The following is a 22,974-nucleotide window of genomic DNA, read 5'->3' on the forward strand; positions in this document are numbered from 1 at the left end:
CATCTGACACAAGAGAAAGCAGCGCACATTCCCTATCCTTAGCACCGCGAAGGTCCTTAAGTTCAAGGTTAGTACGAGCCGTTTTGTCTTTGTATACATGCTCTGTTTCAATGGAGAGAAGCTCACAGATGTTCTGAGCTGCCTGCGTGGTAGCCGTAGCTGTTGTGGCAAGTATCTGCGGACTCCCAAGCATCTTTAGTACCTGTGGCATTTGTGCATAAGCAAGTCTGCCCTCAGAAGCATTCATGCCCACATGATGTGCCTCGTCAAACACTACAAATGAGATATTTTGCGCCTTGGCAAATTGATCAGCATGGAGCGAGAAGAACTCTGGAGTAGTCAGCACAATATCAAGCTCATTGTTTACCATGCGAGCAAACAGGTCTTCTCGGCTGGAAAGGTCTGTTTCTCCGTTGAGTACCTCGACAGAAATTCCTAGAGGCTCAAAGGTGTTTTTTATGCTTTGAACCTGGTCGTTGATGAGGGCGCGCAGCGGATAGACAAACACGCTCATTTTATGTTGCAGCAGTGCAACACGAGCAGCATGAACCTGGAAGATAAGCGATTTACCTCTACCTGTTGCCATGACAGAGAGACAAGACGTTCCTTGAGAGAGAACCTCTAGTGTTTTCTTTTGTAGAGGCAAGAGCTCTCTTGAACCAATCATGGACGTGACCAGGGTCTGGGTAAGCTCCTCAGCAGAAAGACTCTCCAGCTCACGGCGCTTTTGCTGCGCCTGTTCTTGGGAGGCTGCATCAGCCTCTGTAGTCTCCTTGGTAACCACAAGGGGCAAGTCAGCAGCGCTGCCGAGAAGATCTGCTTCAATGGGGCCGTCATCTTCATCGGTAAAATCTCTGTAGAGAATATCTCTGACCATGAGTTTTGGCTTAGTTCTACCCTGCCAGGTCTCGTTAACTGCTTCAAAAATCAAATCAACAGCACCGTCATACTCAGCTGCTGCCTCGACATGAGGCGTTCTAAACATAATGGATGAAATTGAAGAGATGCCGTTTGAAGCCATAAAGCAGAGGTGAGCACCACCTGCGCCAACGCGTGAGCGATTCTTCATCACCACACCCTTGACGCCAAAGAGCGGCTTTTTATTGCCCTGACCAAACGGTTGCAATGCCTCAAGCGCGTCGATAGAGTTGATGGTGATTTCATCTAGGTTTACTAGTGCTGTTACTTCTCCTGAAGACTCAAACTCTTCTTCTGGAAGCTCTGCCATAACCTTTGATAAACGCTTTCTAAATGCGTCAATCTTTGATGTTTCTACTGTTACGCCAACAGCTCCTTGGTGGCCACCAAAACGGACCGTAAGATCTGCGCACTGCTCAACCGCATGGAACAAATCAACAGAACCAACAGAGCGGCCAGAACCACGAGCTACACCGTCTTGGATGGTGAACAAAATGCAAGGTACGTGATAGCGATTAACAATTCTTGAGGCAACAATGCCCTTAACACCCTCATGCCAACCCTCTTTGGCAAGCACAATAGCGTGGCCACCGTCGTAGATTTCTTTTGCCTGTTCAAGGGCTTCATCGGTGAGTTTTGCCTCAATAGCACGACGCTCAGCATTAATCTCTTCAAGTTTGCCAGCAAGAATGGTTGCCTCTTCCACGTCTTCTGTAAGAAGAAGATCAAGGGCAATATCGGTAGTGCCCATGCGTCCAGCTGCATTAAGGCGAGGAATAATAGAAAACGGCAGATTATCTGCAGAAATCTGAGCAATATCTTGACCAGCAACAGCTGCAAGAGCTACAAGACCCGGACGAAGACCTTTCTGCAAACGCTTAACGCCTTCAGAAACCAACGCACGATTCTCTTTGTTGAGCATCATCATGTCAGATAGCGTGCCCAACATAGCAGCATCAATGTAATCAAGCCACAGCTGAGGTTGACCAAGAAGCTGTCCTAAAACCTGAACTAGCTTAAGAGTAACACCCGCACCAGCAAGTTCTCTAGAGGGACAATCCTCGACAAGCTTTGGATCAGTGACCGGGACACCCTGGGGCACCAGATCTGCGGGCTCATGATGATCGGTAACAACAACATCAATCCCCTGCTGCAAAAGCCAAGCAACCTCTTGAGCAGCAGCAATGCCATTGTCTACCGTAATAATTAAATCTGGCTTTCTATCTTGCAAAACTCTTGCAAGAGCCTCTTTAGAAAGTCCGTATCCCTCACCAAAACGATGCGGAATATACGGCAAAACATCTGCTCCCAATCGACGTAAAGCCAGAGTAAGCAGACACGTTGAGCTCATTCCATCAACATCAAAATCACCAAAAACGGCAATCTTTTGATGCTCAACAATTGCCTTATGAACACGGGAAGCAACCTCAGTCATTCCAGGAATACACTGTGGATCAAGCCAATCCCTTTGCAAGGATGGCGAGAGAAACTCTTGAGCTGTGGCTACATCAGTGAATCCACGTGCTACTAATACACGAGCAACAAGTGGCGTAACGTGCAATTCTTTTTTAAACAGCGACTCTAAATATACGTCTTGTGTAAGAACACTCCAACGAGTGCTTTTCTCGATGCCAGGCATCATGTCCTCTTTTCTGTGGCGGCAGAGCCAGCCAGGGGCACCTCGGGCGCCCGCGAATGTTTATCTCTTTTATTCTACCCGTGTCACCGGACAAAAAATGACTAGCCCACAAATTAGTGAGCTAGTCATAAAAAATTTAAATCAAAGTTGCTCGCGCAGGGCTATCAAGATTGCTTGCGCAGGGCTATCAAGAAGACGGGGTTCTCGCCAGGCGAACTTAGAAATCAACCACGCCGTCAGAGTTTTCCCACTCCTCAACAAAATCGCTGTAGGTACCTGCGAGAATTGCTTCTCGTGCCTGACGCATCAGCTCAAGCAAGAAGTAAATGTTATGCATGGAAAGCAACTGACCGCCCAGCATCTCGTGCTGTTTAACCAGGTGATTGATGTACGCGCGAGAATATCCGCCCGTACAGACAGGACAGGTGCACTTGGCATCAAGAGGGCCTGCATCTGCAAAGTACTTTGCGTTCTTAAGGTTCATGCGACCCTCGTGAGAAAACGCGGTGCCCATACGAGCGGTGCGTGTTGGGAGTACGCAGTCAAACATATCAATGCCGCAAGCGACGCCGCGGATAAGCGTGGACGGATTACCAACACCCATCAGGTAGCGAGGCTTATTGCGAGGCATGTAATCGGCGCAAAGTGGCGCCAGCGTCTCAAACATAACCTCGTGAGGCTCTCCAACGGAATAGCCACCAATGCCGTAACCGGGGAAATCGCCAATAGACTCAAGATGCTCAATGGAGCGCTTGCGCAAATCAAGATGCATGCCACCCTGGACAATGCCAAAGAGAGCCTGGTCAGGACGGGTATGAGCCTTAAAGCACCTTTCAGCCCATGCGCTTGAAAGCTCAACTCCGCGCTCAACTTTTCTGCGCTCGGCAGGATAGCCTACGCACTGATCAAGCTGCATAACAATGTCTGCACCAAGGTTCTGCGCAATCTGCATATTAGTTTCTGGCGTCCAATACGACCATGCGCCGTCGTAATCTACTGCACGGAATTTAACGCCCTCGTCAGAGAGCTTCATGAACTCCTCGTGACTAAAGACCTGGAATCCGCCTGAATCCGTCAGAATTGGTCCATGCCACTGCATAAAGTCATGCAAGCCACCCATCTGTGCAACCAGCTCATCTCCTGGACGCTGAGACAGATGATACGTATTTGCCAGAATAATTTTGGCGCCAAGGTCACGAACGGTATCGGTCATCAAACCTTTAACGGTTGCCTTAGTACCAACCGGCATAAAAATAGGCGTTGGAATATCACCATGAGGCGTATGGAAGATGCCGGCGCGTGCATGCGTCTTAGGATCTTCGGCGAGAAGTTCGTAGGTAAACCAAGAATCTTCTTTTTTCTCTGCCCAATTCTCTGTATGTACGCAGGAAATGTTGGTGGTAAAACCCTGTGCTTTTTTGGAGCCGTCTGGCGTGTAACCTCGATTACAACGTGCGGAGAGCATCAACCAAAGCTGTCTTGCCCTCTGTTTTCTGGTCCTTCATTTTTATCACACGTGCAGGACATCCCGCTACCACAGCGTTTGCTGGAACGTCCTCAACTACCACAGCACCTGCTGCGACAACAGCGCCCTCTCCAACACGAATGCCCTCGATAACCACGGCATTTGCGCCAATAAGGACGTTATCCTCAACAATAACTGGCGTAGCAGATGCAGGTTCAACAACACCAGCAAGAACAGTACCAGCACCAATGTGGCAGTTCTTACCAACAGTTGCACGGCCGCCAAGAACAGCGCCCATGTCAATCATGGTGCCCTCACCAATAACAGCACCAATATTAATAACAGCACCCATCATAATGACGGCATTGTTACCAATCTCAACGCGCTCACGAATCAGTGCACCTGGCTCAATACGCGCGTTTACGTCCTTCATGTTAAGCAGAGGAACACCGGAGTTGCGACGGTCATTCTCGATATCAAAATACTCAAATGCGTCTGCATTCTGCTCAACAACACTCTTGAGCTCGGACCAATCGCCAAAGACTACCTTTGAGGTGCCCTCTCCATACACGCGAGAAGAGCCGTAAGACACAGAAGCTCCCTCGCGCTCTTTGACGTAGAGCTTAATGGGTGTCTTCTTCTCTGACGTAGCAATGTAGTTAATAATTTCCTGGGCGTCCATGCGCGTCCTTTCCTAATCAAACAGGTGCTGACCTATAGAGGCTAGCACATGCGGTTATCCAAAAATCAACTCTTCAAAGGTATAAAAACCTGGAGCCTTTGTAAGCAATCTCTCAGCACACGCAACGGCACCGTTCACAAATATTTGACGAGACGTTGCGCGATGAGTCAGGCACACTTCCTCATCCTGTCCAAAGAAGTGCACCTCATGAGTGCCAGCCACCGTGCCGCCTCTGAGAGCAAACACGCCAATCTCATCCTTGGTGCGAGCTCCACAGAAACCCTCGCGACCAGAAACAACGGGGCGAGTTCCCTCTGGATCAATAGCGGCGAGCAGCAGCTTTGCTGTACCGGATGGAGCGTCAACCTTCTGGTTATGATGCGTCTCCACAATCTCAGTGTCCCAGCCATCAAGCGCCTCAGCAGCCATAGCCACCGCACGCCTCAACACGGCAACGCCTACCGAATAGTTTGCCGCGTGAATCACCGATACGCTCTCCCCCAGCTGCTTCAGATCTGAAAGCTGCTCTGGCGAGAAACCCGTTGTGCCAGAAACCAGCGCACACCCGCGCTCACGTACAAAGCCGACAACAGCCTCAAAAGCAGCAACGCCAGAGAAATCCACAACCACATCAGGTGTCTGCGCAACGGTGCTCAACTGATTGATATTCTCGTGACCAAACGCACCAAGTACCTCAAAGCCGTGAGCAATCAAGGTTTGCTCAATGAGCTTTCCCATCTTGCCGGTACCAATTACTACTGCACTAGGCATCAAGAAGACCAGCCTTTCTCATAGCGTTTTCAAGCACCTCGGCGTGCTCATCAGTCATCTTCCACAGAGGTAGACGATAATTTTCTTCCATAAGTCCCATACGAGCCAGCGCGGCTTTTACTGGAATTGGATTGACCTCGCAGAAGAGGGCGTGTACCAGGTCAAGATACTGAAGCTGAAGCTCGCGAGCAAGAGAGACCTCTCCGCGGTGCCATGCAACTACCAGGTCATGAACCATCTTTGGATCAAGGTTAGACCAAACAGAAATAACACCAGAAGCGCCAAGAGAAAGTAGCGGCACAATCATGTCGTCATTTCCAGACCACATAGTAAAGTCATCGCTCAAATAACGAGCAACCTTTGTTGCGTATGAAATATCTCCAGAAGCCTCTTTAATGCCCCATGCATTTGGATGTGCCGCAAGCCTCTGAACATTACGCTCAGAAATAGAGCAACCTGTTCTACCAGGAATGTTATACAAAATACAAGGAACATCAACGCGGTCGAGTACATACGAGAAGTGCTGGTAGATGCCCTCTTCGTTACTCTTGTTGTAGTAAGGGGTAATCAGAAGCAGACCATCAACACCTGCCTTCTCTAGAGCCTCTGCTTTGCGTAAAGACTCAGCAGAAGAGTTGGAGCCAGCACCGCCAATAACAGGAACTTTGCCCTGAGCTCTGGCAAGGATTGCCTTAACTACCTCGATGTCCTCCTCATCTGTCATGGTTGAGGACTCGCCGGTAGTACCAAGAGCGAGAATACCGTCAATTCCCTGCTCAATCTGGAAGTCAACAAAGTGCTCAAGTGCCTCGAAGTCAACATTTCCCTGAGCATCAAATGGGGTTACTAAAGCGGTGATTGCACCAGTCAAATTCTTCATGTCCATAGTTTTTCTCGCCCTCTAACGTGTGGTGTTTATAGTTGTTTGTTGTGCAAGATCAGAAAAATCGGAGCCGTCAAATGCAAGCGTTGCAAAGTAATCCGCCTCAGTCTCGGCGCGGCGAATAAGCTGTACAGATCCGTCTTCTAGAAGCAGCAGCTCAGCGGAGCGCAGACGGCCGTTGTAGTTATAGCCCATCGAGAAACCATGAGCACCCGTATCGTGAATGAACAGGAGGTCACCCACAGCCACCTCTGGGAGCTGGCGATTCTTTGCAAACTGATCGTTATTCTCGCAAAGTCCGCCCACAACGTTGTACGTATGGGTTGGAGAGGCATCTTCTTTGCCCATAACGGTGATGTGGTGGTAAGCGTCGTAGATCGCGGGACGCATAAGATTTGCTGCGCAAGCGTCCACGCCAAGGTAGTGATGATACGTCTCTTTTTGGTGCAGAACACGAGTAACAAGTGCGCCAGCAGGACCCAAAAGCCAGCGTCCAAGCTCGGTGTAAATAGCGACGTCTCCCATACCTGCAGGAACTAAGACCTCTTCAAAGGCGCGCTTTACGCCCTGGCCAATAGCCAAGACGTCAGGCTCAACCTGGTCTGGCTCGTACGCCACACCAATACCACCAGAAAGATCAATAAATCCAATGTGGATATCAAGTTCTTTATGCAGCTTAACAGCCAGCTTAAAGAGGACGCGCGCAAGGTTTGGATAGTAGTCCTCTTCCTGAGCGTTACTGGCGAGAAACGCGTGAAGACCAAACTCGGTCACGCCCTTGGCCTTAAGATACGCAAACGTTTGGAAAAGCTGCTCTTCTGTCATGCCAAACTTAGCGTCATCGGGATTTCCAATAATGCCGTTTTGCGACTCAAAAACACCACCAGGATTAAGACGTGCGCACATAACCTGAGGCATGTTGCTTCCCACCGCCTCTTCAAGCGTTGTAAGCATGTCTCCACCAGCATCTAAGTTAATGATGGCTCCCAGCTCATGAGCGCGAGCAAAGTCAAGCACCGTAGTGTCGTTTGACGAGAGCATAATGTTTTGGCCAGTAACTCCACAGGCTTTTGCAAGCGTGAGCTCCGTGGCATTTGCACAATCACAGCCGCAACCAAGCTCTGCCAGCAACCTCACAATGTAAGGATTGGGCGTAGCCTTCACCGCAAAGTACTCTTTAAAGCCAGCGTTCCAGCTAAAAGCCTCTTGTAACAGCTTTGCGCGGCGAACAATCTCTGCCTTGTTATACAGGTGAAATGGCGTTGGATACGTCGTAGTGATTGCCTCTAGGGCATCTACAGAAACAAACGGTTTCTTACTCAAAGCTCCCCCTCAAATTGGGGGCGCAATACACCGTCAAAGTAGCACCCCCGAAATCTCGGACAGTCTTGCATGTATTTCATACAAGCCCACCTGACAACCACGCCTGATTGCCAAGTTCGGCGAACCTCGCCTCCTTCTGGGGTCACTGCCTGCCGACTAACCCAGAACCCATCGTGCTCGCTCCTCTATTGACAGTAAAACCCTACCACAGAAAGCTCTGTATTTGGGCTAGTTTTGTTCTTCTCGCAAAGTATTAACAAAAGTCTTAAGGCGAGAAAGGCCTTCTGTTAGATTCTTGTCAGAAGCAGCGTAACTAATACGCACATAGCCCTCAGCGCCGAAGAAAACACCAGGTACCAGTGCTACACCAAACGCTTTGATTGCTCGCTCACAAAATGCCTCAGAATCAAGGGCAAATTCCTTGATTGATGGAAATGCATAAAAGGCACCTTCTGGCTCTTCAACAGGAAGTTTCATATCTTGAAGCGCAGAAAGTACAATCTGCCTGCGCTTTTGATAGTTTGTGCGCATAGGCGTGACATCATAAGAAAGTGCATAGAGAGCAGCTGGCTGCAAAAATGAAGGAACAGAAGACACCAGCTGAGCGTGGACCTTTCCAATATCTGTCGCAAGCTCGTCAGAAGTGGCAACCCAGCCAAGTCTCCAGCCCGTCATTGCCCATGGTTTGGAGAAACTATTTGTCACAATGCAGCGATCAGACAAATCTGGGTAGAGCTCAACAAAACGTGGAACGTCCTCAACATAGGCCAGCTCTCTATAAACGTCATCGCATACAACATAAAAGCCGTGCTTGCGGGCAAGTTCTGCCACCACATCAAGCGACTCTTTTGTATAAACACATCCCGTAGGATTGTTGGGAGAAGTCAGCACAATAAGCTTTGTCTTCTCTGAAATCTTTGACTTAAGCTGCTCAGCATCAATCTGGAAATGATTGGCGCTGGTATCAAGCGGCACAACCACACCACGGTTAAGCTGGCAGAGTGTTCTGTATACCAAATACGCTGGTTCAGGAATAATAACCTCGTCACCTGGATTCATAAGGGTCAGCATAGTTGCAGAAATGGCTTCCGCAGCTCCCACGGTAACTACAATACCGTCTGGGCCTACCTTCATACCACGTGCAGACTCCCAGGCAGCAATAGCACTTCTAAGTTCAGGGGTACCGATGTTAGGCGGATAGTGAGTGTTTCCAGCTACAAGTTCTTTGTCTACTAAGTTGCAAATAGGAGCTGGAGTATCTTCTCCCGGCTCTCCAATAGTTAAAGAAATACATCCTGGTGTTGCAGCAGCAAGTGCCGAGAAACGCCTGATACCAGAGGGTTTGAAAAGCTCTAGTGTTGTATTTCTTGTTAGTGGCATACAAACTCCTCAACATACTTTCAATCCATAATAGGTATCATTTAAATCATACGACACTTGATTGATACGAGGTTCGCATGAAAAGAGTTTTGTCTCTTGGCCTTAAGTTTATTATTGGCCTTCTAAAAAGGGTTCTTGCACCACTTTTCAAATTTGTAGGCGGGCTTTTTGTTCTAGCTTTACTGGTTCTTGGTGGATATGCCCTCTACCTGAAGCTTACTTACTATCGCATTCCTGACAATACTCCCGTATCCAATCAAGGTGCTTCTCCTGAGGCTACAACCGTACAGGTAGGCCAAACCTACACAGCTTCAACCTACAACATTGGCTTTGGTGCTTACACCCCTGATTACACCTTCTTTATGGATGAAGGCATCATGCAGGATGGCACACGTACCGTGGGGACTCACGGTCGCGCTGTCAGCAGAAACTCCGTGCTTTACACCACAAACGGTGCCCTGAACACCGTTTCTTCTCTGAATGACGGTACAGCTCCTGACTTTATTCTTTTCCAAGAGATTGATACTTCATCTGACAGAAGTTGGCATGTGAATCAAGTTTCTGAAGCAGAGAGCCGCTTTGGATCCTACGCATCGTATTTTGCGCAGAACTTCCACACCGCGTTTCTCGCCTATCCACTCACAGAGTTCCACGGAACCTCTAACTCTGGAATTCTGACGCTTTCAAACGTACTTGCTTCAAGCGCGACTCGTCGTACCTACCCCATTGACGAGTCGTTCCCAACAAAATTCTTTGACCTAGACCGTTGCTTTATGATTACACGCTACCCTACCAGCGATGGTCATGAGCTGGTACTTATTAACAGCCACATGTCTGCTTATGACAAAGGTGGCACCAGTCGCGCGCAGCAGCTTGCACTTCTGACCAAAATAATGTCTGAGGAGCGCGCTAAGGGCAATTACGTTATTGCGGGTGGCGACTGGAACCATGCCATTTTGGGCTCGCTTACACTCTATCCTTCTGTTCAGCAGATACCAGATTGGGTAGCAGAACTCAAAGATTCTGATTTGCCAGAAGGTTTTAGCGTTGTAGCTCCAGACAACCTTACCGACGTTCCTACCTGCCGCGGAGATGACATTCCATACGAGAAGGACAAGACATACACCACCACAGTTGATGGCTGGATTGTCTCGGATAACGTTGTTGCAACCGCCAGAAACATTGACACGCAATTTGCCTATTCTGATCACAATCCGGTTCTGCTGTCATTTACCCTAAAGAGCGCAGAATAGGGTTATCTTCCCTTCGATATATTCATATTATGTGCGTGTTGTACCTATAATACGCACATAATTATTGACTTCACAGTCTTTATCTTGTATAATAAAACTACAAGAAAGGCGGGTAATCATGGCAAAAGTAAGCACAAATATAAATTTGGATCCAACCCTTAAAAAGAATGCTCAGGAGCTTCTCAGAGATTTAGGCATGGATCTTACTACTGCTATTACCATTTTTCTTCGTCAGACTGTTCGTGAGCAGGGAATCCCTTTTGAAATCAAGCGAGAAATTCCTAATGCTCAAACTATAGAGGCTCTTAATGAATACACCAACATGAAAGAGCATCCAGAAAATTACAAGCACTATGCCTCATTCTCCGACGCAATGTCGGAGGTCCTAGATGCTTGAAATCTTTTAGAACCGGTTCTCATTCTGATCTCTTTTAAAACTAAAGAATAATTTCTGTTTTGTTGTAACCACAACAAAAGCCATATGGAAGTCCTGTCACACTTTGGGTATAAAGTAAGCCATAGTAGACTTTCTAAACTTATCCGAGAGGAGCCCGTATGGCACAGGTTCTTGATTTAAGCAAATCCGTTTATGAGATTTGCACTAAGTATCCCGTTATTAAAGGCCTCATGGCAGAAAACGGCTTTGCCGAGATTACCGAGCCAGGCCGTCTTCAGACCATGGGTCGTTTTATGACCATCCCTAAAGGCTGCGACCACAAAGGCGTAGACCTTGAAGAGCTCAAGGCAATCTTCCGCTCCCACGGCTTTACCATTCTTGGCGATGAGGAGCCTGCAGCAGTAGAAACTCCAGCTGGCGAGAAGCCCGCAGAGGCAGAGAGCACACCTATTGCGCAGACCCCCGAGGAGCGCAAAGCTCTTATCGCCCAGTACCTTGAGCGCCTCAATGACGGCGAGGACATCGAGGCTGTTCGCGAGGACTTTACCCGTAACTTCAAGGATGTTTCTGGCACAGAGATTTCCAACGCCGAGCAGGAGCTTATTGCTGGTGGCGTTCCTATGGAGAAGGTCCTCAAGCTCTGTGATGTTCACGCCGCTCTCTTTGAAGGCAAGGTTTCTTGCGCACCAACAGGCGCTGTTGAAGAGACTCCTGGCCATCCTGTTTGGACCATGCGCCAAGAGAACGACCGCATTCTTGCCTTTATCCACGACCGCGTTGCTCCAGATGTAAAGCGTGCTCGTACGCTTACCGAGTCTTCCAGCAACGAAGAGTGCGCTGGTGTTGCAGCAATTCTAAAGGCTGATATGGACGCCTTTGACGAGGTCTTTGTTCACTACAAGCGCAAGGAAGAGCTGCTCTTCCCTCATCTTGAGCGCCACGATATCACTGGTCCTTCAAAGGTTATGTGGGGTAAGGACGACGAGGTAAGAAACGCTGTTAACGGTGCAGAGGCTCTGCTTGAGACTGCGTACGGCCAGTATGATGCAGGCCTTATGGCAGCCGTTGCTGACTATCTGGATGAGGCTATTGAGGGTGCTGAGTCCATGGCATCCAAGGAAGAAAACGTCCTCATTCCACTTTCCCTTGAGCACCTAACTGCTACTCAGTGGACCCAGATTGCTGCTGAAGAGAACGAGTTTGGCCACGCATTTGGCGTCAATCCTCCTTCATGGCACGCAGATCCTCTTGAGCTTGCAAACGACAAGCTTAAAGAGATGGAAGCCGCAGCCGCTATGGACGAGAAGGGCGCTGAGGCAGAAGAGGAAGCAATTTCTGCTGACGGTAAAGTCAAGCTCTCTACCGGTGAGTTCACCATTCCGCAGCTTGAGGCTGTCTTTGCAACTATTCCGCTCGACATTACCTTTGTCGACGCTGATGACAAGACACGTTACTTCAGCCACGGCGACACCCGTGCTTTCCCTCGTCCTAAGAGCTGCCTTGGCCGCGACGTATATGACTGCCATCCACCAAAGAGCCAGGAAGCTGTTCGTCGCATCCTCACCGAGTTCAGGAGCGGTCGTAGCGACTCCTCCGAGTTCTGGTTTGAGGTCAGAGATAAGTTCCTCTACGTCCGTTACTTTGCTGTTCGCGATGAAGAGGGTAACTACCTGGGCGCTCTTGAGACCACTCAGGACATCGGACCAATCCGTGCTCTTGAGGGCGAGAACCGCAGAGGCTCCGACAGCTAAGATCGCAAGCACGTAAACTAAGCTTCCTCTCAAAAATTTTGTGCGACTCGGTAGGCGATGTGTCCTTTTTAAGGCACATCGCCTACACTATTTCTGGCCAAAAGAGAGGAGCCTCAGTGCTACAACGTTTACTAGGCACTAAGTATGCATACGCCATTGTTGCAACTTGTATTGTCATCATGTTTTTGCCTTGCGCCATCATCTTGACGTGCTTCGGCATCTTCATCACACCAGTTTCACAATACTTTGGCGTACCCCGCGTTGCCTTCTCTGCGGTCTTCTCGGTACTCTGCATTGCCATGACGGTAGCTTTGCCGTTCATAGGAAAGTTCTATAAAACGCACGATACTCGCCTGGTACTCTCTGCAAGCGTTATCATCTGCGCAATCTCATATGGAGCTATGTCAGCCTCTCATGAGATTTGGCATTTTTATCTCTGTGCGGTGGGACTTGGCATTGGTGTGCCAGCACTCATGTTCTTGTGCGTCCCTGCCCTTATCAACGATTGGTTTGACCAGCGTGTTGGTACTTTTATGGGTCTCTGCTTTGCATTTACCGGCATTGGCGGCACCGTCTTTAACCCCATTGGATCTGCCATTATCTCGTCTGGTCCTGAAGGCTGGCGCGCTTGCTATCTGATTTTTGCCCTAGTCATGCTTGTTGGAACACTTCCCTTTACCCTTTTTGTAGTGCGCGAGAAACCCCAAGATCTGGGCCTTACGCCTCTTACCTTCTCTTCCGGTGACGAGAAAACCGTTGAAGTTGAAGACGCTTCTTCAAACGATATCTCTGCTGATGACGCAATGAAATATCCAGAGTTTTATATGGTTGCTGCGTTTTACGCGCTCATTACCTTTAACCAGCAAATCTCTCAGTACTTCCCTAGCTATGCTGCAACATTTGCAGAAACTGCTCCTGCCATTGCCGCTGCCACAGGCCTTCTTGCTGGAACAACTATGCTGGGTCAAGCAATTGGAAAAGTGCTGCTAGGCGCCTTGAGCGATATCTCTGTGAAGCTTGCTTGCTTTGTAGGAATTTTCTCGGGCATTATTGGCTTACTTATGTTGGGAATTAAGCTTCCAGTATTGCCACTCTTGCTGGCAGGAACCTTCCTTTTTGGAATTGCCTACGCACTTACAACAGTCGGCTCGCCGCTTTTGGTGCGTGCAGTCTTTGGCAAAAAAGATTCCACTCTTATCTACTCAAGAATTGCAGGCGTAAGCTGCTTTGTCTCTGCTTGTGCACTCATTATTTGGAGCCTAATTGTAGATGGCTCAGCTCAAGGTTTCTTGGTGCTCTTTGGCATTGGCATTGTACTGATGAGCAGCTGCCTAGCGCTCGCGCTCACCGCACTTAAGCGCGCTGACAAACGAGCATAAGGTTATCTGGCTCTCTTGGATCTGCTTCTGGATCCAAAGGTACAATCTCTACCTGCTCAAACACCGTGCGAGCAGCATCTAGGAGCACTTCAAGCTGATGCGCTCCCTCTCCTGACTGTGCAGAAACTACATTGGTGAGATATCTTCCGCCGGGAGTAAGGCAGTGTGACACCTGGCTCATCCATTCAACGGTCATCATATCCGCTGGTGGAACTTCTCCACTAAAGCAGTCGTTTAAGATGGCGTCATAACGCTTGTTATTAGAGGTAGATAGGTTATTTATATACTCAACGCCATCAGTTACCTGCACTTGAAGCCTGCCGTTGCTCTCTCTAATAGCCTCATCCACAAAGAAGTAGCTATGAGCTAGAGCTGCAATTTTAGGGTCAATCTCCAGTGCATCGCAAGAAATCTCTGTATAATGAGCTACTAAATAACGAGGATACGAGCAACCACCAGCACCTAACATTAAGACTGAGTGTACGGAACAAGCAGCTTCAAACAACAAGTCGTACAGCTCAAGATAAGGAAATACCAGCTGGTTCTTTCTTGAATCTGTGTACGTTGCACTCTCATAGGCGCCGCCCTGCCACAACACACGTATGTCTCCACCCTGACCATCTGAAATAGGAAATACCAACGCAGGGCCATTCAGTGCCTGAGGTTCAACGTAAATACCTGCACAAGTTAGGAGCTCCATATCATGAGCAGTAAGCTGTTTTTCTGACATGGAACTCCTTCAAGTGATGTGTTATATGCGATGTACGTAAGTATAGCTAGTACACGGGGTTTCTCGCCAGGTACTACCTCAACTCAAACGAATCGGCATCGGTGATGCAGACGCAGGTGTCATAGAACGCCTTGAGAGCCTGGTATCCCAGAAGCGTGTCTTTAGTGCCCGCAGTCTCGTACACGGAGTGCATAGCAAGCTGTGGCAGACCCACGTCAACGGCATGCATGCTGGCCTGAATGTTGGAGAGGTTGCCCAGCGTTGATCCACCTGGCATATCGCTTCTGTTAGCAAAGACCTGGTAAGGAATGTTTTGCTGCTTCCAAATAACCTCGACAATGGCGCGGCTAAACGCATCGGTGCAGTACGACTGACGTGCTGCTTCCTTGATAACCATGCCGCCATTGAGATAAGGCTTGTTGGCCGCATCGTGCTTCTCGGGATAATTGGGGTGTACCGCATGCGCATTATCGCAGCTTACCAGCAAAGATGCCGAGAGTGCTCGGTAGTAATCTTCCTGTGTAAAGCCAAGCGTGGCGTTTACGCGTTGCAAGGTGTCTTTAAGGAACGTAGACTTTGCGCCCTGCTTGGTATTTGAACCAACTTCTTCATTATCAAAGCAGGTATACACAGAGATGTCCTGCTCATTTGAGGAAGCAAGGAAGGCCTTAAGCGCTACAAAGGCGCATTGAAGGTCATCCAGGTGACCAGCGGAAACAAACTCCTTCTTAGCACCCCAAATACGGCCACCCGTGTGATCAACTAAGAACAAATCGCGAGAAAGAATATCTTCTTGAGACACGCCTGCTGCGTCTGCTACCAGGGCGTTAAAGGCGCCAGGATTAAGCTCGCCAGCGCTGAAGAGTGGCATCAGGTCTTTAGCACGGTTGAACTCTGGCGAGAGACCATTTTTGTGCTCAAGATGGATAGCCAAGCTTGGAATCATAACAACATCGTCTTCAATGTTGACCAGCCTGGACTCTACCTTGTTTCCTACCTTGACCAGCACACGACCAGCAATGCCCAAAGGACGGTCAAACCACGTGTGGTCAAGCATGCCGCCATATGCCTCGGTGTTGAGGCGAAGCGAGTTGCCGTCACCAGTAAGCTCTGGCTGAGCTTTTACCTTGTAGGTTGGAGAATCGCCGTGGGCAACCGCAAGCTGGAAGTGATAAGGAGCATCAGCGCTTGAGGTTTGGGGCTCACGGTACTTCTCGCCAACTTTCCAGGCAACAATTGAAGAATTATTGCGCGTGGTAAAGTAAGAGCCTCCTGGCTGAACGTCCCAAGAAGAACCCTCGGATAGATAGGTAAAACCGCTCTCTATCAGGTACTCTTTGATGGTCTGCGTGGTATGAAACATAGAAGGGCTCTGCTTAATAAAAGCAAGGAGCTCCTCAGAAAGAGCAAGTGACTCATTCAAATCAGACATGCGTAAAACCTTTCATAGAACTGTGTTGCACTCAACAGCCTAGCACGCATTTTTAGTGAGGCGCGCACTTTCTAGAAAATGACGCAAAGAATACGCGCTTCAGGGTAGATACTTATATGTTGAACTAATTCTCACCCACCAAAGCGAGAGTGTATGGATATCAATCAAGCTATTGAGCACGCAAATGCGTTTGTCATACCTGGACTTCTTGTTGATGATCAGTCCATTATCGGCGAGGTCAACAAAAACTGTGACGCTATTAAAACGCTGCTTGATGCCTGGAAGGAAGCTCCTCTGGGCCAAGAGCCTGTAGAGTTTTCTGTCATTCAGCAGCTTGCTGATAGAACGCGCTCGCTCTGCGACACCTACGGCGTGGAGAGGCTCAGAAACCATCGAGGCGTTGGCCTTTCTCGCGGTCTTTCCAACGACGATCTTGCGGCAGCCGTTGCAAAGATGCAGCGCCGTCGCCCTAAGGCTGTCTATAAAACCGCAGGTCCGCTTCTTAATGACTTGCAAATTGCGTATGTCGAGAAGAGCGTTTCTGGCACGGTGCTGGGCATTGATATTGAGACCACTTCGCGCTTCCCTGAGCTGGGATACATTGTTAACGTGGGCTTTGAGTTCTGGAATCTTGGTCGCAATACCGTTGCCGTAGAACCTCACACCGCCTACTTTGGCATTCCAGAGATGTACAAAGAAAAAGGCGTCCCTCTTGCCGATATTCACCAAATTACCTGGAAAGATGTTGAAGGCAAGAAATCATTTAGAGACGATAAGAAAGCCCAAGAGGCCCTGCTGGCAACTATGAAAAAGATTCCTTTTATGGCACATAACGCTGCCTTTGAGGATTCTTGGTTCATGTTCAACATTGACGGTTACGCTGAGGCTAGAAAAGCGGGCAAGATTATTGTTATTGACTCCCGTGATATCTGCCGTCGTTTGGACCCAGAAATTAGGTCTCTTCCCCGTGAGTCTTCTCCTGCTGCACTTGAGAACTGGGCACGTCGTAGGCATACCCTTGCAGCAGACGAGAAGGAACGCCATTTGGGACTTGAAGACGTAGACCTTATGATCCGCACCGTTCAAGCAGAGTTTGCAGACCACAATATGTTTGAAGACTAGGCAACGTTGTCGGTCATCTGTGTTCAAGCGTTATACTAAAGAGTGCATAAACTAGATTTTCTCGCTAGAAAATAACTGCCAAGGAGGAGTTTTGTCAGAGAAGCAGGTAAGAGTACGTTTTGCGCCATCCCCAACAGGCAAGCTGCACATCGGAGGTGCACGTACTGCTATCTATAACTGGGCTTTTGCTCGTGCAAATGGTGGCAAGTTTATTCTTCGTATTGATGACACAGATCCTACGCGCTCAACTGAAGAGAATACTCAGATTATCCTGCGCGCTATGAAGTGGCTTGGCCTTGATTGGGACGAGGGTCCCGATAAGGGCGGCGATTGCGGTCCTTATAGCCAGACCGAGCGCCTTGACTTGTATCGTGAGGCAGCAAATAAACTGCTGGCAGAGGGCAAGGCATACCCTTGCTTCTGCACGCCAGAGAAGCTTGCTGAAGACAAGAAGGCTGCTGAAGAGCGCCACGACCCCTTCCAGGGCTATCAGCGTACCTGCAGAAACATTGATCCTGCAGAGGCTCAGCGCAGAATTGATGCTGGCGAGCCTTATACCATCCGCATCAAGGTTCCACTGGACCGCGGTGACGTCATTGTCCACGACGCTGTTCACGGTGACGTAACCTTTAACGCTCGCGAACTTGATGACTTTATCATCTTCCGCTCTGATGGCACCCCAACCTATAACTTTGCAACCGTTGTTGATGACGCTGGCATGGGCATTACTCACATTATTCGTGGCGATGACCACCTGTCCAACACTCCTCGCCAGATTATGGTGTACGAGGCTCTGGGCGCACCTGTTCCAACCTTCGCACACATCTCCATGATTTTGGGCCCTGACGGCAAGAAGCTCTCCAAGCGCCATGGCGCAACTTCTGTTGAAGAGTATCGTGACCAGGGCTATCTTGCAGATGCCTTTGTCAACTACCTGGCTCTTCTCGGCTGGTCGCTTGACGGCGAGACAACCATTGTGCCTCGCGATGTTTTGGCATCTCAGTTCTCTCTGGACCACGTTTCCAAAAACCCTGCTAAGTCCGATCCAGAGCGTCTGAACTGGATTAATGCAACGTATCTTGCCAATATGGACAACCAGACCTTTGCAAAGACTGTTCTGATTCCAGAGCTTGTGGGCGCAGGTCTAGAGCCTGTTCAGGGTAGTGCTACTGACGCAGAAGAGATTTACGCAACTCGTCCAGGCTGGTATGACCTGCTTTCCGAGATTCTTCGTCCTCGTACCACCGTAAGCCCAGACGTCATTGAGAAGTCCCGCTTCCTGTATGAAGGTGCAAACGTCACCTTTGATCAGAAGAGTGTTGAGAAGGGCCTTACCAAAGACGCTGCTCAGAGTACAACTGTTCTTGCTGCTGCAAAGACCGCTCTTGAAGGTGTCTCTGAGGACGGGTGGAAGGCTACAGCAATTGACGCTGCCCTTGAGGTGCTTCCAGAGCAGCTTGACCTTAAGAAGCGCATTGTCTTCCAGTCCATTCGTGTTGCTGAGTGCGGCAACATGGTCTCCCCTCCTCTTGGAGAGTCTATGGAGCTTCTTGGTCGTGAGGTTTGCCTTGCTCGCCTTGACCGCGCTCTGGAGCTTTGCAAATAACGCGTGAATGCGTGCCTGCCGCGTATTCTTCCAAGCGTAAGTGGGTATCAAAAGTAAAACCACACAAGAGCTGTAAAACAGATGGTTTTGCAGCTCTTTTATCGTTATCGTTTGTTTAGTTTTGGAGTAGCTATGATTTCTATGTCTGCGTTTGAGGTCCTAGGTCCCATTATGGTGGGACCTTCTTCCTCGCACACAGCAGGAGCTCTGCGCATTGCTCTGGTTGCACGCTCGCTTGCACCAAAGCAGCTGGAGCGCGTTGAGTTTTGGCTCTACAACTCCTTCTCTCATACCCACCTTGGTCACGGCACTGATTATGCTCTGATTGCAGGAATCTTAGGCCTTGCTCCAGACGATACGCGCGTCCGTGAAGCACTTACCCTGGCAGAAGAAGCCCATCTTAACTACAGCGTTATTGAGAAGGGCGACGACGAGACTCTGCACCCAAACACCGTAGAAATTCATCTCTACGGTACAGATAACGTTCATGTTTCTGTTATGGGCGAGTCCGTAGGTGGCGGTCGTATTCGTATTTCTGGTGTTAACGGCGTACGCATTCGCATGTCTGGCGATATGCCCACCATTTTTGTTTCACATCGCGATAAACCCGGTGTTCTTGCAGCTCTCACTACTATTTTGGCTACGCAGAACATCAATGTTGCAACTATGCGCACCTTCCGCTCGGAGCGCGGCGGCTTTGCACACACCGTCTTTGAGATTGACGAGCCCATTGAGCAGAAAGTCCTGGATCTCTTCCAGCTGGCACCGCACGTTTCATATGCCGCGCAGGTTTCCATTCCAGGAGCTGCTCCTCAGGTCACAAACGACGTGCTTTCAGGAGCGTTTGACAACGGCGCAGATCTTCTCGCCAGGTGCTCTAAGACGGGAGCCTCTATTGGCCAGATTATGCGTCAGCGCGAGAAGGACCTGCGACCAGATGCCGACGTAGATGCCGAGATGGCTCACGTTCTAGAAATCATGCGCGATGAGGTTCACGACACTATCAAGACGCCTCGTCAGTCTATTGGCGGCCTGCTCAACGGCCAGGCCAAGACCGTAGCAAACACCCCAGCTGCAATCTCAAGTGCGCTTATGGGCGCCACGCAAACACGAGCCGTTGCCTACGCTATGGCCGTGCTTGAGCGCTCAGCAACCATGGGCGTCATTGTTGCCGCTCCTACTGCAGGAGCTTCTGGCGTTGTACCAGGATCGCTTATCTCGGTAGCAGAAGAGATTGGTGCCACCGACGAGCAAGTTATCTCTGCGCTTTGGAATGCAAGTGCTATTGGAGCCATCCTAACCACCAACGCAAGTGTTTCTGGCGCTGAGGGCGGCTGTCAGGCAGAGGTTGGATCTGCTGCTGCCATGAGCGCATCTGCGTTGACTGAGCTCTTGGGTGGCACTCCTCAACAGTGCTTGGACGCTGCTTCTATTGCCATCTCTAACCTTCTAGGACTTGTCTGTGACCCGGTCAGAGGACTAGTTGAGTATCCTTGCCAAGATAGAAACGCTATTGGCGTAGCTGCTGCCATAAGCTCTTCTCAGCTTGCTCTTGCGGGCGTTGGTAACCCAATTCAGTTTGATGAGGTTGCACACGCTATGGCAGAAGTTGGCGCCGCGCTCCCCGTTTCTCTCAGAGAAACAGCTAAAGGTGGTCTTGCCGCAACTCCAAGCGCTCCTACCGCATGCGCAAGTTGCACCGGCTGTGCCCCTCTTGACCAGGCGCTTATTGATGCAGAACGCATGCTCAGCTCAAATACGAGAGACGTTCCTTGCGCTTAGAGATGCGTTTTGTATAATATTTTTTGCTGCAAACAGAATTTCTTGAAATTATTGCTTGCATCTCTGACGAGTCTCCTTTATAGTTATTTCTCGCGCTGATGCGCACGGATGACATCTTGGGATATCGTCTAGTGGTAGGACAGCGGATTCTGGTTCCGTCAACGGGAGTTCGACTCTCTCTATCCCAGCCATGTCCTCCCAGTCATACATGGCCCGTTCGTCTAGCGGTTCAGGACGCCGCCCTCTCAAGGCGGAGATCACCAGTTCGAATCTGGTACGGGCTACCAAATGTTCAAGGACTTCTTCGGAAGTCCTTTTTGTTTATCTCAACACCACTTTTGCTTCTATCGTAAAATAAACCAGTCTGTTTGAAATAACTGTCACGCCCAGTCGTGTGACCCAGAAGTATAAGAATTTTTACTAACACCTTGATTGGATCAGGATGTGGCTTGAGTTCTTCCAAAGTGTAGTTGTCATTATTGCCCTGCTCTACGTGCCGGGCGTCATTTTGTTGCATGCTTCCGGCATGCCAAAGCCCTGGGCGCTTGTTAGTGCTCCTTTGGTAAGCTGCGCACTCTTCTTTATTGAGGGAGAAATCTTTAGCGCACTGAACATCCCTATCCCCTTGGCTGTAATGGTTCTTGTTCCTCTACTTATTGCAGCTCTGGTCAATGGCTACGTTTTTTATGTTGCTCCCAAACACAAAGAACATCACAGAGGCGAGAAACCCAACAAATCTAAAGCAATACGCGCTGGCAAGCAATCAACTAGCCCTGCACCAGCATTTATCTGCGAAGAACTCTCCTTCTGGATACCTCTTCTGTACGTTGCAATTGGTCTTCTTACCGTAGGGTTTCTCTTCTTACCAACCCTGCCCTCTGCCAGCTCCTTTGTTCAGGGCTGGGACATTGTGCATCACTTAGATGTCACGCAGGCAATGATTGAGTCTCAAAAGTACTCATCAATTCACTATGACTTCTACAGCACCGTAGAAGCTTCAATTACACCTTGGGAGCCGGGGACTTCGGGATTTTATCCTTCAGGCTGGAACATCATTGTTGCACTAACAACGCAGCTTGTTTCTACAACCGTTCCTATTGCAGGTAATGCACTCAACTTTGTCAGTGCAGCAATTATCTTTCCGCTCTCAATCTGCTCACTTATTGCAAAAGTTCTTCCTAAACATCGTATTGCGCTTATCAGTGGAGCTTTTGTTTGCCTAGCATTTTTTGTTTTCCCTTGGTCGCTTCTCATCTACGGACCAATCTTTCCTAACACCGTAGCCTTCTGTGTAATGCCTTCTATTTGGTGGATTTTTATGCAGATGACTCGCTCAAAAACACCAAAACACGACCTCATCTGGCTTATTGTCATATTTGTTCTTGGCTTGATTACCCTCTTTATCTTGCATCCTTCCACGATTTTCTCGTCAATTGTTGTGCTTTTGCCTTGGAGTTTTGCGCGCATTGGAGAATCAAAACGCAGAGTTATTCTCTTTGGAAAACAAATCAAGCCTGTCACGCTGGCATACGCATTCTTTATCTTTGCGCTGGTTATTTGGTCTGTTTTCTACTACGTTTTGATTGTTCGAGGCGTGGCTCTCAATTTCTGGTGGAGCGCCTACTCGAGCCTGCAAGATGCTATTTTGCACGCCCTTGGCATGGACTTTATTGGACAGTCGTACGCAGGTGGAGAGCTTGTTTCTCCACAACCGATACTTTCAATCTGCGTGCTTGTAGGCGCTGTATGGACGTTTAAGCACAAGCAGGCTCGATGGATGGTATCTGCCTTTATGTACCTGTCTATACTCTGCATTTTTATTATTACGTTTGACGTTCCTCTGAAGGGATATCTCTCGGGATTTTGGTATACCGATCCGTTCCGCATTGCGGCAAGCTGCGTCATTATGGCAATTCCGCTGGCAGCGCTTGGCCTAGCAACCCTTGCCGAGGCCGCTTTGGAAACGTTTGCCTCCTGGAGAGAAAAAGCTTCTCAGACTCAGACCAAAGCTCAGACCTGCGTCTTTTGCAACGTTTGGGCTAAACCTCTGATTGCTGGCGCAGTTATTGCGTGTGTGGTTGTGCTCAACTATGTAGTCCCCATGCCAAACCTTAAATCGGAAAAGCCAATTCCTGCCGCTACTGCCTTTAAACAGGCTTCCGAGAAGGCCTATGGTGATCACTACATTTTGACATCGGAAGAATTGGAGTTTTTACGTCGCGTGGAGCTTACCGTTCCTGCAGGTGCTGTTATTGCAAACCTACCTCAAGATGGCAGTCTCTGGGCATATGGCACTAACGACTTACATGTGCTCTGGCGCTTCCCTAACGGCTATGACGCTTCAGAACGTCCCGCAAGTGCAATTCTTCGTAAACGCCTTAATCGCATTGCCAGCGATCCCGAGGTGCTTCAAACGGCACGCGACCTTAACGTACAATACGTTCTTATTCTGAACAACGTT

Annotated in this window: 17 protein-coding genes, 2 tRNA genes and 1 riboswitch; of the genes, 10 read left to right on the forward strand and 9 right to left on the reverse strand. The window is 49.2% G+C overall.

What is annotated here, in order from left to right; all coding sequences use genetic code 11:
- The 7 genes from recJ to RWJ43_RS02025 all read right to left on the reverse strand — a co-directional run.
- Nucleotides 1-2,557: single-stranded-DNA-specific exonuclease RecJ (recJ, locus tag RWJ43_RS01995; RefSeq protein WP_314007150.1), on the reverse strand; the 2,557-nt coding region annotated here is incomplete at its 3' end.
- Between the two features lie 217 nt (nucleotides 2,558-2,774).
- Nucleotides 2,775-4,022, reverse strand: coding sequence for a tRNA guanosine(34) transglycosylase Tgt (tgt, locus tag RWJ43_RS02000; RefSeq protein ID WP_314007152.1), 1,248 nt, complete (start codon nucleotides 4,020-4,022; stop codon nucleotides 2,775-2,777).
- Nucleotides 4,003-4,704, reverse strand: coding sequence for a 2,3,4,5-tetrahydropyridine-2,6-dicarboxylate N-acetyltransferase (gene dapD, locus RWJ43_RS02005; RefSeq protein ID WP_314007154.1), 702 nt, complete (start codon nucleotides 4,702-4,704; stop codon nucleotides 4,003-4,005). The genes tgt and dapD overlap by 20 nt, the downstream gene beginning before the upstream one ends.
- Nucleotides 4,705-4,758: 54 nt before the next feature.
- Nucleotides 4,759-5,475, reverse strand: coding sequence for a 4-hydroxy-tetrahydrodipicolinate reductase (gene dapB, locus RWJ43_RS02010; protein ID WP_314007157.1), 717 nt, complete (start codon nucleotides 5,473-5,475; stop codon nucleotides 4,759-4,761).
- Nucleotides 5,468-6,361, reverse strand: coding sequence for a 4-hydroxy-tetrahydrodipicolinate synthase (dapA, locus tag RWJ43_RS02015; RefSeq protein WP_314007160.1), 894 nt, complete (start codon nucleotides 6,359-6,361; stop codon nucleotides 5,468-5,470). The genes dapB and dapA overlap by 8 nt, the downstream gene beginning before the upstream one ends.
- A 15-nt stretch (nucleotides 6,362-6,376) precedes the next feature.
- A complete protein-coding gene (locus tag RWJ43_RS02020; RefSeq protein WP_314007162.1) occupies nucleotides 6,377-7,681 on the reverse strand; it encodes a diaminopimelate decarboxylase in 1,305 nt (434 codons plus the stop codon).
- Nucleotides 7,682-7,712: 31 nt separating this feature from the next.
- Nucleotides 7,713-7,877, reverse strand: a riboswitch (Lysine riboswitch).
- Nucleotides 7,878-7,909: 32 nt separating this feature from the next.
- Entirely contained in the window at nucleotides 7,910-9,061 is a 1,152-nt protein-coding gene (locus RWJ43_RS02025) for an aminotransferase class I/II-fold pyridoxal phosphate-dependent enzyme (protein ID WP_314007164.1), read from the reverse strand.
- A 77-nt stretch (nucleotides 9,062-9,138) separates the two neighbouring features.
- On the opposite strand from RWJ43_RS02025, the gene RWJ43_RS02030 reads away from it, so the two are divergent.
- From RWJ43_RS02030 to RWJ43_RS02045, 4 genes are all read left to right on the forward strand, one after another.
- A complete protein-coding gene (locus RWJ43_RS02030; protein WP_314007168.1) occupies nucleotides 9,139-10,314 on the forward strand; it encodes an endonuclease/exonuclease/phosphatase family protein in 1,176 nt (391 codons plus the stop codon).
- 118 nt (nucleotides 10,315-10,432) lie between these two features.
- Entirely contained in the window at nucleotides 10,433-10,711 is a 279-nt protein-coding gene (locus tag RWJ43_RS02035) for a type II toxin-antitoxin system RelB/DinJ family antitoxin (protein WP_035431761.1), read from the forward strand.
- 158 nt (nucleotides 10,712-10,869) lie between these two features.
- Entirely contained in the window at nucleotides 10,870-12,462 is a 1,593-nt protein-coding gene (locus tag RWJ43_RS02040) for a DUF438 domain-containing protein (protein ID WP_314007172.1), read from the forward strand.
- Nucleotides 12,463-12,578: 116 nt separating this feature from the next.
- On the forward strand, nucleotides 12,579-13,841 hold the full coding sequence (locus RWJ43_RS02045) for an MFS transporter (protein WP_314007175.1): 1,263 nt from the start codon (nucleotides 12,579-12,581) through the stop codon (nucleotides 13,839-13,841).
- Here RWJ43_RS02045 and RWJ43_RS02050 read toward each other — a convergent pair.
- Both RWJ43_RS02050 and RWJ43_RS02055 read right to left on the reverse strand, forming a co-directional pair.
- Entirely contained in the window at nucleotides 13,816-14,571 is a 756-nt protein-coding gene (locus RWJ43_RS02050) for a fused MFS/spermidine synthase (protein WP_314007178.1), read from the reverse strand. The genes RWJ43_RS02045 and RWJ43_RS02050 overlap by 26 nt on opposite strands.
- 73 nt (nucleotides 14,572-14,644) lie before the next feature.
- Nucleotides 14,645-16,003, reverse strand: a complete 1,359-nt coding sequence (locus RWJ43_RS02055; protein ID WP_314007181.1) for a M18 family aminopeptidase — start codon at nucleotides 16,001-16,003, stop codon at nucleotides 14,645-14,647.
- 153 nt (nucleotides 16,004-16,156) lie between these two features.
- Here RWJ43_RS02055 and RWJ43_RS02060 point away from each other — a divergent pair, with 153 nt between their 5' ends.
- The 6 genes from RWJ43_RS02060 to RWJ43_RS02085 all read left to right on the forward strand — a co-directional run.
- Nucleotides 16,157-17,125, forward strand: a complete 969-nt coding sequence (locus RWJ43_RS02060; RefSeq protein ID WP_314007184.1) for a 3'-5' exonuclease — start codon at nucleotides 16,157-16,159, stop codon at nucleotides 17,123-17,125.
- Between the two features lie 91 nt (nucleotides 17,126-17,216).
- On the forward strand, nucleotides 17,217-18,731 hold the full coding sequence (gltX, locus tag RWJ43_RS02065) for a glutamate--tRNA ligase (protein WP_314007187.1): 1,515 nt from the start codon (nucleotides 17,217-17,219) through the stop codon (nucleotides 18,729-18,731).
- 132 nt (nucleotides 18,732-18,863) lie between these two features.
- A complete protein-coding gene (sdaAA, locus tag RWJ43_RS02070; protein ID WP_314007188.1) occupies nucleotides 18,864-20,513 on the forward strand; it encodes an L-serine ammonia-lyase, iron-sulfur-dependent, subunit alpha in 1,650 nt (549 codons plus the stop codon).
- A 117-nt stretch (nucleotides 20,514-20,630) separates the two neighbouring features.
- Nucleotides 20,631-20,704 (forward strand) — tRNA-Gln (locus RWJ43_RS02075).
- A 19-nt stretch (nucleotides 20,705-20,723) separates the two neighbouring features.
- Nucleotides 20,724-20,800: transfer RNA gene (locus tag RWJ43_RS02080), tRNA-Glu, on the forward strand.
- Between the two features lie 155 nt (nucleotides 20,801-20,955).
- Nucleotides 20,956-22,974 (forward strand): DUF6541 family protein (locus RWJ43_RS02085; protein ID WP_314007190.1); only part of this gene is annotated, 2,019 nt, incomplete at its 3' end.

The organism is Lancefieldella parvula, assembly GCF_963530955.1.
Lineage (GTDB): Bacteria > Actinomycetota > Coriobacteriia > Coriobacteriales > Atopobiaceae > Lancefieldella > Lancefieldella parvula_A.